9 protein-coding genes are annotated in these 13560 nt (G+C 71.3%); 4 read left to right on the top strand and 5 right to left on the bottom strand.

The genetic code is table 11. The features are described from left to right. On the bottom strand, positions 1-1997 hold a 1997-nt coding region (locus V7067_RS07735), incomplete at its 3' end, for a tetratricopeptide repeat protein (RefSeq protein WP_334175311.1). A 209-nt stretch (positions 1998-2206) separates the two neighbouring features. Between V7067_RS07735 and ppdK the strand changes: the two genes are divergently transcribed. From ppdK to V7067_RS07750, 3 genes are all read left to right on the top strand, one after another. Then, a complete protein-coding gene (ppdK, locus tag V7067_RS07740; RefSeq protein ID WP_334175312.1) occupies positions 2207-4897 on the top strand; it encodes a pyruvate, phosphate dikinase in 2691 nt (896 codons plus the stop codon). Positions 4898-5107: 210 nt separating this feature from the next. Next, positions 5108-5659, top strand: a complete 552-nt coding sequence (dcd, locus tag V7067_RS07745; protein WP_334175313.1) for a dCTP deaminase — start codon at positions 5108-5110, stop codon at positions 5657-5659. A 132-nt stretch (positions 5660-5791) separates the two neighbouring features. Continuing rightward, positions 5792-7099, top strand: coding sequence for a cell wall hydrolase (locus V7067_RS07750; RefSeq protein WP_334175314.1), 1308 nt, complete (start codon positions 5792-5794; stop codon positions 7097-7099). A gap of 3 nt (positions 7100-7102) precedes the next feature. Here the strand turns inward: V7067_RS07750 and V7067_RS07755 are convergent, their stop codons facing one another. From V7067_RS07755 to exbB, 4 genes are all read right to left on the bottom strand, one after another. After that, complete coding sequence (locus V7067_RS07755; RefSeq protein ID WP_334175315.1) at positions 7103-7609, bottom strand: tyrosine phosphatase family protein; 507 nt, start codon at positions 7607-7609, stop codon at positions 7103-7105. A gap of 154 nt (positions 7610-7763) precedes the next feature. Beyond that, entirely contained in the window at positions 7764-8783 is a 1020-nt protein-coding gene (locus tag V7067_RS07760) for a TonB family protein (RefSeq protein ID WP_334175316.1), read from the bottom strand. After that, complete coding sequence (gene exbD, locus V7067_RS07765) at positions 8780-9202, bottom strand: TonB system transport protein ExbD (RefSeq protein WP_334175317.1); 423 nt, start codon at positions 9200-9202, stop codon at positions 8780-8782. The genes V7067_RS07760 and exbD overlap by 4 nt, the downstream gene beginning before the upstream one ends. A gap of 6 nt (positions 9203-9208) precedes the next feature. Next, the gene (exbB, locus tag V7067_RS07770; protein WP_334175318.1) at positions 9209-10276 is read right to left on the bottom strand and encodes a tonB-system energizer ExbB; all 1068 of its coding nucleotides are present in this window, start codon (positions 10274-10276) and stop codon (positions 9209-9211) included. 745 nt (positions 10277-11021) lie between these two features. Here exbB and V7067_RS07775 point away from each other — a divergent pair. Then, positions 11022-12986: a DUF882 domain-containing protein gene (locus V7067_RS07775; protein ID WP_334175319.1), complete on the top strand. Its 1965-nt coding sequence runs from the start codon at positions 11022-11024 to the stop codon at positions 12984-12986. Positions 12987-13560: the final 574 nt, after the last annotated feature.

A 13560-nucleotide genomic window follows, 5' to 3' on the forward strand; every position in this document is an offset into this window, starting at 1 on the left:
GCCGGTTTTGCGTCCGCCGGTTTTGTGTCGGCCGGTTTGGCATCCGCCGGTTTTGCATCGGCCGGCCCGGTGTTCGCCGGCTTTCCGTCCGCGGGGCCGGCATCGGCCGGCGCGGTTCCGGTCGCAGCCGCGGGCGCGGCGTCGGTTGCGGTCTTCGGCTCGCCAGCGGGCTTGCCGGCCGCGCTCCTGGTTTCGCTGCCGGTCTCGGGCAGGCCGTTTTTCAGCTTGGCCTCGATCTTCGGCTTCATGTCGGCCGGCGGGTTCATGTCGCGGGCGTGGGCCCACTGGAAGCGCGCCTCCACCCGGCGCCCGACGCGCCAGTAGGCATCGCCCAGATGGTCGTTCAGGGTCGGGTCGTCCGGCATCAGGTCGACGGCGCGTTCCAGATGCTCGACCGCTTCCTTGTACTGGCCAAGGCGGTAGAGCGCCCAGCCGAGGCTGTCGACGATGGCCCCGTCGGTCGGCCGCAGATCGACCGCCTTGCGGATCATGCCCAGCGCCTCGTCGAGGTTGTGGCCCATGTCGGCCCATGTATAGCCGAGATAGTTCAGCACCTCCGGCTGATCGGGCGAGAGCTTCAGCGCCATGCGGAAATCGGGTTCCGCCTTCGGCCACTCCTTCATCCGCTCAAAGCAGATGCCGCGGTTGTAGAACAGCAGCCAGTCGGACGGCTGCGGGGTCTTGATGCGCTCGATGGCGGCCGAATAGACCTTTGCCGCATCGGCAAACTTCTCGTGGCTGCGCAGCACCGCGCCCAGCGCCAGCACCGCCGCGAGATCGTCGGGATCGGCCGCGATCACCTTTTCCAGATGCGTGCGCGCCTCGTCGACCCGCCCGAGCGCATTGAGGTTGAGGGCGATCTGGATCTGGCCCTCGGCATAGAACGGCGAGGCGGGATCGAGCGCCTCGTAATAGCGGATGGCCTGCTCGGGCTTGTTCAGCCGCTCGAACAGCTCGGCCAGCGCAACGGAGGCGAACTCGTTGTGGGCATCGAGCATCAGTGCCAGATTGAGATAGGCGGAGGCGAGTTCCACCGAACCTTCGCGGCCGATGGTGGCGCCCAGCGCGGCCAGCGAGGCCGCCGCCCCGGCGCGCGCGTTGGGCACGATCGGCGGCGCGCTGGTGCCCTGGGCGATATCCGCCCGCAGATCGTCGACCACCGGGCCGTCGTGGGCCAGTTCGGCAAAACGGTTGACGACCTCGGTCGCCTCCTTCGTCTTGCCGGCCCGCACCAGAGCGCGGGTGTAGGCCACCACCACCCGCGGCAGGCCCGGGTCGCCGGCATAGGCATCCGCCAGCCGCTCCACCGCCGCCGCGTGGTCGCCCACCAGATCGGCGATGAGGCCGCCGTTATAGGTGGTGAAGGCGGCGAACATCTCCGAATCGTTCAGGCTGTCGAGGGTGGCGAAGGCCTGTTTCACGTTCTTGTCGGCGGCATAGGACCATGCCACCACGAGCGCGTTGGTCAGTTCCACCAGCGGGCTGCGGCTGCGCACCGAAAGCAGCTTGCGCGCTTTTCTGGTGTCGCCGCCCGCAAAGGCCTCCACCGCCATCGCCAGCCGGCCGAGGCGGTTGCCGTCCACCGCCGGGCGCAGCTTGTCGGCCAGCGGCATGGCGGCGGCGGGGTCGCCGCTCGCCAGCGACAGCGTGAAGGCGCGTTCCATCAGCACCGGGTTGCCGGGGTCGTCCGCCAGAGCGGCGCGGTAGAACCGCGCGGCGGTGGCAAAATCCTGCTCCTCGCCGGCCAGCCGGGCGGCAAGATAGTTGCCCGACAGCGAATTGAGCCCGCTGCCGGGAACCGCGCCCGGCGGACTGGCGGCCGACCCCTGCGCAAAGGCACCGAGATCGACCGGCCCGCGTGCCATCATCACCGGGGCCGCCAGCAGGGTGCCGGCCAGCGCCAGCGTCAGCGCACGGCGGCGCACCGCGCCCGCCGGGCCGGCGGCGCGAACGGTGCGAAGAAGGGTCTGAAAGGTGGACGGCATGGAGCTGGGCATGAACGGGTTCCGGCAGAGGCTGCCTTTAGGATGGCGACTGGCGGCTGCCGCCGCAAGTCACAACGGCTGTGCAGAGCTTCACATTGCACTGCGGTCCGATAGGTGCTGCACTGCAAAAAAATCGCAGCCGCAGGGGCTTGCGTTCCGCGTGCGCGCGTTGCATTCGCAGGTGCAACGACAAAAAAACCGATGAACGGGAGAAGCCGGCTATGGCGCACTGGGTTTTGACGTTCGGCGGCGGCAAGGCCGAAGGAACCGCCGGGCTGGTGAACCTGCTGGGCGGCAAGGGCGCCAATCTGGCGGAGATGGCGGCGCTTGGCCTGCCCGTGCCGCCGGGTTTCACCGTCACGACCGATGTCTGCGCCTGGTATTACGCCCACGGCCGCACCTTTCCGCAGGGGCTGAAGGAAGAGGTCATCGCCGCGCTCGGCCGCCTCTCGGCCATCAGCGGCCGCCGCCTCGGCGATCCCGACGACCCGCTGCTCGTTTCCGTGCGCTCCGGCGCGCGCGTCTCGATGCCCGGCATGATGGACACGGTCCTCAATCTCGGTCTCAACGACGTGACCGTGGAGGGACTGGCGCGCGCCTCCGGCGACGTGCGCTTCGCCTACGATTCCTACCGCCGCTTCATCCAGATGTACGGCGATGTCGTCCTCGGCCTCGATCATGGCGAGTTCGAGGAATTGCTGGAGGCCTACAAAGACGAACGCGGCCTCGATTTCGATACCGATCTCGATGCCGGCGACTGGCGCATCCTGATCGACCGCTACAAGGCGCTGGTGGAAGAGAGCCTCGGCGCGCCCTTTCCGCAGGACCCCCACGAACAGCTCTGGGGGGCGATTGCCGCCGTGTTCGGCTCGTGGCACTCGGCCCGCGCCGTCACCTATCGCCGCATCCATAACATTCCGGAGGCGTGGGGCACCGCTGTCACGGTGCAGGCCATGGTGTTCGGAAACATGGACAACACCTCGGCCACCGGCGTTGCCTTCACGCGCGATCCCTCCACGGGCGAGAACACGCTGTTCGGCGAATTTCTCGTCAACGCGCAGGGCGAGGACGTGGTTGCCGGCCTCCGCACGCCGCAGAACATCACCGAGCGCGCCCGGCGCGCGGCCGGCTCGTCGCGGCCCTCGCTGGAACAGGTGATGCCGGCGGCATTCGCCGAACTGCGCGCGGTGTGCGCCCGGCTGGAGGCGCACTATCGCGACATGCAGGATATCGAGTTCACCATCGAGCGCGGCAAGCTGTGGATGCTGCAGACCCGCTCCGGCAAGCGCACCGCGCGTGCCGCCCTGCGCATCGCGGTGGAGATGGCGGAAGCGGGCATCCTCAGCCGCGAGGAGGCGATCCTGCGCATCGAGCCGACCTCGCTCGACCAGCTGCTGCACCCCACCATCGACCCGAAAGCCGTGCGCACGGTGGTGGCCAGCGGCCTGCCGGCCTCGCCGGGGGCGGCCTGCGGCGAGATCGTGTTTGCACCCGACGAGGCGGTGCGCCTCAAGGCGGCCGGGCGGCGCGTCATTCTGGTGCGCATCGAGACGAGCCCGGAAGACATCCACGGCATGCACGCGGCAGAGGGCATTCTCACCACCCGCGGCGGCATGACGAGCCACGCCGCCGTGGTGGCCCGCGGCATGGGCAAGCCCTGCGTGTGCGGGGCTGGCACGGTGCGCGTCGATTATGCCGCCGGCCAGCTTGCCTGCGCCGGCCGGGTGCTGAAGGCGGGCGACATCGTCACCATCGACGGCACCACCGGCGAGGTGTGCGCGGGCGCGCTGCCGATGATCAAGCCCGACCTTTCCGGCGATTTCGGCACTGTCATCCGCTGGTCGGATGCGGTGCGGCGCATGGATGTGCGCGCCAATGCGGAAACCCCGCAGGATGCCCGCACCGCCCGCGAGTTCGGCGCCGCCGGCATCGGGCTGTGCCGCACCGAGCACATGTTCTTCGACGAGGGCCGCATCGTGACGGTGCGCGAGATGATCCTCGCCGGCACGGAGGCCGGCCGCCGTGCCGCGCTGGCCAAGCTGCTGCCGATGCAGCGCTCCGATTTCGTCGCTCTGTTCGAGATCATGGCCGGCCTGCCGGTGACGATCCGCCTGCTCGATCCGCCGCTGCACGAGTTTCTGCCCCACACCGAAGGCGAGATCGCCGAGGTGGCCGCCGCCATGGGCCTCGACCCGGGGCTGCTGCGCGAGCGGGCGGAGGAATTGCAGGAATTCAATCCGATGCTCGGCCACCGCGGCTGCCGGCTGCTGGTCTCCTACCCGGAAATCGCGGAGATGCAGGCGCGCGCGGTGTTCGAGGCCGCGGTGGTGGCCGCGCGGCGCACCGGCGCCCCGGTCGAGCCGGAAATCATGGTGCCGCTGGTGGGCCTCAAGGCCGAACTGGACCATGTGAAGGCGCGCATCGACGCCATGGCGGAGGCCGTTCGCCGCGAGAGCGGGGCCGCCTTCACCTATCGCATCGGCACCATGGTGGAGCTGCCGCGCGCGGCGCTGCAGGCCGGCGAGATCGCCCGCACGGCGGAGTTCTTTTCGTTCGGCACCAACGACCTGACGCAGACCACCTTCGGCATCTCGCGCGACGATGCCTCCGCTTTCCTCGGCACCTATCAGGTGCGCGGCATTCTGCCTGCCGATCCGTTCGTGACGCTCGATATCGAGGGCGTCGGCGAACTGATCGCCATCGGTGCGGAGCGCGGGCGGCGCACGCGGCCGGATATCAAGCTCGGCCTGTGCGGCGAGCACGGCGGCGACCCGGCCTCGGTGGCGTTCTGCGAAACGCTGGGGCTCGATTATGTGTCGTGCTCGCCCTACCGCGTGCCGATCGCCCGCCTTGCGGCGGCGCAGGCGGCGCTGCTGCACGGGGCGGCCGCGGCGGCCGAAGCCGCTCGTTAACGGGCAAAAGGCCGCGTGCCGACCGGAAAAGCCGCGCGACGGCAGCGGACCGGCCGCCGGCTTCGGGCCGCCGGCGGCACGGCCGTGCGGTTGGGCGTTGCTCTTTGCCCCCGCTCCGCGCCATGGTGGGTGTCCCGCACACCGGCGGCGGCCGCCTCCCGGCCGGCTCGCCGGCGCGATCCGTGCGCCGTTAGCTTCGGGACATGCCCCATGATTCTGACCGACCGCGAAATCCGCCACTCTCTGGAAACCGGGGGCATCGCCATCGAGCCCCTGCCGCCGGAGGATGCCTTCGCGCCCACCAGCGTGGACCTGACGCTGCATGGCCGGCTGCGGGTGTTCCGGCCGCTGGCCGGCTCCGATTGTCCGCCCATAGACCCCTCCGCGCCCGGTTATGTGTTTGCCCAGATGATCGAGGCGATCACGGTGATGCGCGAGATCGGGCCGGATGGCTTTGCCATTGCCCCGCAGCAGCTTGTGCTGGCGTGGACGCGCGAGGCCGTGCAGCTGAAGCCCGGCGCCCGTGTCGTCGGCCGGCTGGAAGGCAAGAGCGCGCTCGCCCGGCTCGGCCTTGCCGTGCATGTTACCGCGCCCACCATCCACGCCGGTTCCAGCGGCCAGATCCAGCTTGAGATCGTCAACCACGGCCCGCGGCCGATCATCCTGCGGGCGGGCATGCGCGTGTGTCAGCTGATCCTGGAACAGACGCTCGGCGTGCCGGAGCGCGGCTATGGCGGCCAGTTCCGCGGACAGGTGGGCTGAAAGCGCAACACCCCGCGGCCGGGTTATCCCCGTTAACCCGGTATCAAGGTTAATTTTCCATGCTGGCCGGCGTAATGATCGGGCAGCCCGCAGCCTTTGCCGGCGCCCCGCAGGTTGTCGGGAGTTGGCGGGATGGAACACGGCAAGGCGCGCCCCGCTTTTTTGCGTCGTGACACGGCGGGCGAGGCAGACCGGCAGCGGCTGGACCTGACCGGCTCGCACCACCACTGGTCGCGGCTGAAGGTGCCGCTGCCCGACCGGCGCAGCCGCCGCACCCGGCTGCGGGCGGTGTTCTCCCGCGGGGCCCTCAGGGCGCTGTTCGCGCTGGCGCTGCTGGTTGCGCTGACCGGCCGGGTGGCGATGCAGGACGTGCGCGGCCTCGTGGCCGAGGCGGAGGCCGGCGAGCCGCGCTGGATGGCGCGGATCGTTGCCGCGCCGGGCGGCTCGTCGCTGGCCCCGACCTTTCGTTTCGACGATGCCGGCACCCCGGCCGATCTCGCGCTGGCGGGCGGCGCACAGAAGCCGGTCGCTCTGGCCGGTCTCGACGGCTTCGCCGGCCGCGGCGACAACGACGAGCGCGTGGAGCGCGCCGGCAAGGGCCGCCGCCTCGTGACTGTCGCCGCCCGCGCCGACGACGGCGCGCCCGCCGCCGGCCTCGTCTATCGCCCGGCGAGCTATGTCAGCGAGATGGATGCGGCGGAAATGCCCCGCGTCGCCTTCGTGCGGCCCGAGCCGCTGAAGGCGGACGATCCGCGCGCGATGATGGCGCTGCGCGAGAAGGAGCAGGGCGACCTCGCCATTACCGCGGCCGACCGGCAGAAGCAGCTCGTGGCGCGCAACGTGGCTGCGGCCAGCGCCTCCGTCGTCTCGGCCTATGCCGCCGACAGCGGGTTCGACGTGGAGGCGCCGTTCCGCCTGCTGCTGGGCGAAAGCGGCGTGGAGGCACCGCCCGAGGAAGCCGTGACGCCGGAGGAACTGGCGGTCGATCCCCATGCCTGGGTCGGCAAGCCGCTTCCCTATTCAGTGGTGACGGCGCCGGAACAGAAATGCCTTGCCGAGGCGGTCTATTTCGAGGCCCGCGGCGAGCCGTTCGACGGACAGGTGGCGGTGGCGGAGGTGGTGCTGAACCGCGTGCGCAATCCCGCCTATCCGGGCACGGTCTGCGGCGTCGTCTACCAGAACAAGAACCTGCTGAACCGCTGCCAGTTCTCGTTCGCCTGCGATCTCATTCCCGACCACGTCATCCCGGGTCCGGCGTGGGACCAGGCCCAGCTTATCGCCCGCGAGACGACGGCCGGCCGCCTGTCCGTGCCGGGCCTGCAGGCGGCCACCCATTATCACGCGCTTTATGTGAAGCCGAACTGGGCCAGCCTGTTCAAACGCGAGAAGCAGCTCGGCCTGCACGTGTTCTATTCCACCTACGGCGGCGGCTGGAGCTGAGGCTTACGCCAGCGCCAGCCGGAACGGATTGCCCTCGAAGGCGTCGCGGCCGCGGCCGATGGCAGCGATGGCGGCCGTCATGCGGCCCTGCCGTCCCAGCCGGGCATCGGCCAGCGCCACGAGGCGGGCGTTGGGGGTGGCGGAAGGCGCGGCCTGGCGCAGCGCCTGCGCCACCGCCGCCTCATCGCGCTGCGGCGACAGCGCGCAGGCGGTGATGTAGGCCGCTGCGGTGGACCGGCTGATGCCGGCAAAGCAGTGGATCACCAGCGGCTTTTCCCGCGGCCAGCGGCCGACGAAGCCGAGCAGGCGGTCCACATGCTCCGCCCCCGGCGGGGTCAGGCCGGGTTCGTCGCTGACGATGTCGTTGAAGCCGAGGAAGAGGTGGTCGTCCGGGGCAACGCCGGCCGGTCGCTTCACCGGCGTGTCGGCGTTGATGAGCGTGACGACATGGCGCGCGCCGGTCATGGAGACCACGCGCGCAAGCTGCGACAGCGGACAGACATAGAGCATCGGGCACCTCGCGCCGGCAACGCGCCCCGCCGGGAAGGCGCGGGACCTGCGGCACCCTAATGCAAACCGGGCCCCAATCCTACACACGCAAACGGCGCCCGCCCTGCGCGCGGGCCGGCGGCCGCCAGAGGGCAGGCCGCCGCCCGCATTGCGCTCAGCGGCGGAAGCGGATGGGAACGGTGATCGTCAGCCGGCTCTTGCCGATTTCCTCGGGGATCGGCGGCAGGCGCGCCGTCTTCACAGCGCTGAGCGCCGCGTCATCGAGGTCCGGGTTGCCGGCCGACTGCACCAGAGCGGCCGAAACCACCTCGCCGCTGCCGGTCATGGTGAAGCGCACCGCCGCCACGCCGGTGGCGCCGACGCCCGGCGGAAAGCGCTTGCGCCGCTCGATGGCGGCCCGCACGCGGGCGCCGAAATCGCGGCTGGCGGCGGCGGAGGCGGTGCGGGCAGCGGCCTCCGCCTCGCCGGTGGCCGCCTGCGAGGCGGCGGAGGCGCGGGCCACCTGCGTGCGCTCGGCCTTCACCGCGCGGGCGATTGCCCGGACCTTTTCCTTCAGCTTCGTCTTCACCCGCGCCAGCGGCTTCGGCGGCGGCGCCACCGGCACCGGCTCGGCGGTCACGGCCGGCGCAGGGCTGGCGGCCACCTCCGCGGCGGGCGATTCCTTTGCCGCCGGGTCCACGGCGGGCGGCTCGGGCCGCACCTCCGGCTTCGGCGGCTCGGGCTCGGGCGGCGGCGCGTCGGCGCGCTGCTCCGGCTCCGGCGGCGGCGCCTCGGTCTGCTTCGCCTCCGGTTCGGGCGGGGCATCGACCGTGGTCGTCTTCTCGGCCACCGCCTCCGGGGCGGGGTCGGCCACGGGCGTCTCGGTGATCGCCTCTTCCGCGGTCTCGCCCTTTGCCTCGGCGGCATCGGCCGATTCGGTCGCGGTCGGATCCTCGAAGGCGACGGTGGCGATCTCCACCGGCATCGGCTCGAGGCTCTCGCCCGCCAGCGGCGGCTCGGCGCGGCTCAGCACCGCAGCCGCCACGGTGCCGTGGATGGTGAGGGCGACGGCGGCGCAGGCTGTCCAGCCCGCCACGCGCCACCGGCCGCGCGGCAGCGGCGGATGCCCCGGCGGCAGCCCGGTCTGCTGCTGCGTGAGGGCCTGCGCGCCATCTGGCGGCTGCACCCCGCTCATTGCCCCGGCGCTCCCTCAAGGCCGACGAGGGCGATCTTCACATAACCGGCGGTGCGCAGGGCATTCATCGCCTCCATCAGGTCGCCATAGGCAACCTGCCGGTCTGCCCGCAGGAAGATGCGCGTCTGCCGGTCGCCGCCGGAGGCGGCATCGAGGGCCGCGCCCAGCCGGTCTGCGGCCACCGCATCCTCACCGAGGTGCAGGGTGCGATCGGCCGTGACGGAAACGAACAGCGGCTTTGAGGGCCGGGTGGCCGGCGGCGCATTCGAGGCCGGCAGGTCCACGGGGACGTCGACGGTGGAAAGCGGCGCGGCGACCATGAAGATGATGAGCAGCACCAGAATCACGTCGATGAACGGCGTGACGTTGATTTCGTGGGATTCGGTCAGCTCGTCGCTGTCGTTGAGGCGTCCGGCCATGGCGGCTCACTCCGCCGCCGCGCTGAGGCGGGGGGTGCCGCGCCCGCGCCCGGCTTCCGCTTCCTGCGCCGCGCGGTCGAGATCGCGGCTGAGCAGGCGCATCACCGCCGCGCTCGCATCCGCCAGTTCCGCGCGGTAGGCGCCGATGGTGCGGGCGAAGTGGTTGTAGATCATCACCGCCGGAATGGCGGCGACGAGGCCGATGGCGGTGGCCAGCAGCGCCTCGGCAATGCCCGGCGCCACCACGGCGAGGTTCGTGGTCTTTGCGGCGGCGATGCCGATGAAGGAATTCATGATGCCCCACACCGTGCCGAACAGGCCGATGAACGGTGCCGTGGAGCCGATGGTGGCGAGCAGGCCGGTGCCGAGCCCGATGCGGCGCGCTTCCGCCGCCTCCAGCCGGGTCAGGGCGCTGTCGGCGCGTTCCTTGATGCCGGCCGCGGGCAGGGTGCCGGAGAGCTTCAGCTCGCTGAGCGCGCACGCGGCGAAGGCGGCCACGGCGCCGCAATGGTGCAGGCCGGCGGTGGCGGTGGCAAGCGACGGCGCCGCGCCGAGCCGCGCCAGCCCGCGGGCGACGCGGCGGCGGCTGCGGGCCAGTTCGATGACCTTGTAGAGCGCGATGGTCCAGGTGGCGACCGAGGCGGCCGCAAGGCCGGTCATGACGGCCTGCACCACCCAGTCGGCCGCAAGAAACATGCTGACCGGCGACAGGTCGTGCGGCAGCACGGCGGCGGCGATATCGGCCGGGCCGGACAATGCGCTCTCCGCCGGCACACCGCCGGCATCGCCGGCCGGCAGGGTGTGGAACGGCGTGCCCGGAAGCGCCGTGGCGCCATCTGCGGCCGGCGGCGGCGTGGCGATGCCGGATGCACCGTCCGCTGCCGGAAGCGGTGACGGGGGCACCGGCTGCGACGGCACGGCTTGCGACGGCGCGATTTGCGACGGCGCGATTTGCGACGACGGGGGCTGCGACGGCAGCGCAGCCGCCGGCACGGACGGTGCAGCGGTTGCGGCGGCGGCATCGGGCGTGCCCCCGGCGGCGGCGGCCGCAGCAGGCATTTCAGTTGCGTCCATGATCTCCTCGGGCGGGTGCGGCGGGCCCCGTGGCGGCCCCGCGGTTCGCGCCGGTCTGTCGCAGCGCAAAACCGCCGCCGGCCGGGAAGAGCCGCGACGATCCGCCACGTTTGGGGCACGGCGACCCCGTGTTGCGGGCGGGCGGCGTTTTCGGCACGGCCGGAGCAGTCTTGGAAAGCCGCTGCGGCACAATGTGTCAGGCTGCTGCGGGCCGGCGGCCATCAGGCTGCCACTTGAGAACCGTTGTCAATCTCAGCCGGACACTGGATTGTTGTGCTCTACTTGTCAATTCGCGGGGAACGATTTGATCGAAAATCGAAATTAGAAGAATTCGACGTTATGTGTCTTGGGCGGGTGCAGTTTATAGTTATTCTTGAAAGCCGCCGCAGTGCGGGGCGCCGAGGCCGGTGCAGGTGGCCGGCCGCTATTGCGCCGCAAAGCGCGGGCAAATTTTTTGCTGGTGGATGCAGAACCGCAACGCTATCCATCGGAGTGTCGTTACGGTAAACGCTCGTTAACGGTTTTCGGGTTATGGCAGGACGCGGAGTTCAGTCTGCACCGGGGCGGTCCGTCAGGGGCCGCGGCAGGGCGCAGCACAGAATACGGTACTGCTATTGTGACTGAGATCGCACGACAGAGCCAGGTGAACGCAACCGGTCCGGATCGCGCCATGAAGCCGGCTTCCGCAGCGTGCCCCCTGTCATCTGCCGGCAGCAGCGCCCGCAATCCGGTGGGCCCGGTATCGGTGGAGGAAAATCTGCCCCGCTCGCTCGCTTCCTTCTGCCGCCACGCCGTTCATGCCCTCGTGGGCGGCACGATGCTGGCGGGTCTCGCCTTCGCCGGCTCAACGGCTGCCAGCGCGGAAACGCGCACTCTCAATCTCTACTACACGCATACGGGCGAATCCGCCCGCATCACCTTCAAGAAGGACGGCAGGTTCATCCCGTCCGGCCTGCGCCAGCTCAACCAGTTCCTGCGCGACTGGCGGCGCAACGAGGCCACGCGCATGGACCCGGCGCTGTTCGACCTCATCTGGGAGGTCTACCAGAAGTCCGGCTCCCACAGTCAGATCCGCATCGTTTCCGCCTATCGCTCGCCGGCCACCAACAACATGCTGCGCCGGCGCACCCGCGGCGTCGCCAAGAACAGCCAGCATACCTACGGCAAGGCGATGGACTTCTTCCTGCCGGACGTGCCGCTCGCCACGCTGCGCGCGATCGGCCTCAGGATGCAGGTCGGCGGCGTCGGCTTCTACCCGACCGCCAATTCGCCTTTCGTGCACATGGATACCGGCAGCGTGCGCCACTGGCCGCGGATGACGCGCTCGCAGCTCGTTCAGGTGTTCCCCAACGGCCATACCCTGCACGTCCCCAGCGACGGCAAGCCGCTGCCCGGCTTTGACGATGCGCTGGCCGATTATGAGGCCCGCAAGAACGGCGAGCGCCGCGCCATCGCGGCGATCGGCTCCGACAAGGGCGGTGGCTCCGGCGGCGGCGGTCTGTTCGCCATGTTCCGCAATCAGGACGATTCGCAGGTCGTGCGCGGCTCCTCGGGCAAGAAATCGTTCCTGGCCGCGCTGTTCGGCGGCGGGGCGGACGAGGAAGAGGATAACGCGGCCTCCACCGGGGGCGGCGGCGATGAAGAGGGCGCGGCACCGGCCACGCCCGCCAGGGCACCGGCTGCTGCGCCGGCTGCGCCCGCGGCTGCCACGGCCGCTGCCGCTGCGCCGGCCGCAGGCGCCGATCAGGCGCTGCCGGGCGTGCGCAACGGGGCCGATACCCTGCCGGGCGCGTCCCTGACGGCGGCGCCGGCAACCCGCCCGGCGCCGGCCGACGACGACGAGACACCGGCGGCCGTTCCGCCGCCCGCCAAGCCGGCTGTGCCGGCTGCCGTTGCCGTGGCTTCCGCCGGCGACGAGGCGGCGCCCGCCGCACCGAAGGGCTTTGTGACCGGCCCCGCCGGCCTCAGCACCGCAACCCCGCCGGACGATGTGCCGGTGGCGGTGGTGCCCGTTGCCCGGCCCGATGCGCCGCAGACAGCGGCCGATGACGGCAGCGACGATGCCGGCACCCCTGCGGCTGCCGGCAAGGCCGCGGCCATGGTGGCCGGCGTGATGCCGCTGCCGGCCCCGGATCGCACGGCGCCTGCCGGCGACGACAATGCCGCCGTGGCGATGGCCGGCGTGATGCCGGTGCCCCGTCCGGAAGCGCCGGCGGTGGCCGCGCTCGCCTATGCCGGCGGCACCAGCGATCCGCTTTCCGGCGCGGCCGACGGCGACGTTCTGGCGGCGACGGCGCGGCAGGTGATGCGCGGCAGCCGGATGGCGAGCACCGGGGGCGCCGTGGCGCTGCCGCCGGCCACTCAGAGCCAGCCGGCAGGCGGCGCGGCCGGGTTCGTGCCGGCAATGGTGCCGACCATGGTGTTGCCCGACGACGGCACCGGCGATCCGCTGGCCTTCCTCGGCGGCAGCGCGGGCGTGCCGGCCAAAACCGACACGCGGCTGCTGTCGGCGTCCTATTCGGTGCGCGGGCGCACGTTCGCGAATCTCTCGGCGCCGGATTATCGCAGCCTGCCGGCGCTTCTGGCGCCGACCGGCGGCGTGGTCGTGGCGCCGCCGCTGGCGCCGGATGCCGTGGTCATGGCGAGTTCTGCCGCCGTGGACCACTTCTCCGGCGCAGGCGACGTGACGGAGACGGCGGCCCTGCGCTGAGCGGGCTGTGCGCCGCTCCGGCTCCGCACGCAGCGGGTCTGCTCGGAGCCTGTCCTGTCAGTCGCACGGTCTCGCCGCCGGCTTCAGGCCGCAGGGACGGCAGATGTTCAGAATCAGGCCCCGGCCCTTGCGGCCGGGGCTTTTCTTTTGGGCCTGCGGTCGTGGGGGGCGCAGGCGCCTGAGGCGCCGGTCCTGAGAAAGCGGTTTTGAGAAAGCGGTCTTGGGAAATCGGTCTTGGGCCGTGCTGCTTGGGCCGTTCTGCTTGGGCCGCGCCGCTTTGCGTTCGCTCTCGCGGTCTCGCGGCCTTGCGGTCTTGCACCCGCTCTTCCGCTCCGCGGGCCGGCACAAACGGAAAGCGCGCCGGAGCGGGCCGGCGCGCTTCTGCCTTCGGGGCTGGTTCCCGGGCGTTTCCGTTCCCGGGCGTATCTCCGGGCGGGGGCGGCTTCAGGCGCGCTGCTGGCCGGGCTGCTGGGCGAGTTCGAAGCGCACCGGACGGCCGAACGGGGCGGTGGCAAGCCGGCCTTCCCACATGGCGCGGCGGCCGCGGATGATGGTGCCGACCGGCCAGCCGGTG

The sequence above is a fragment of the Pseudoxanthobacter sp. genome (genome assembly GCF_036822375.1).
Classification (GTDB): Bacteria; Pseudomonadota; Alphaproteobacteria; order Rhizobiales; family Segnochrobactraceae; genus Pseudoxanthobacter.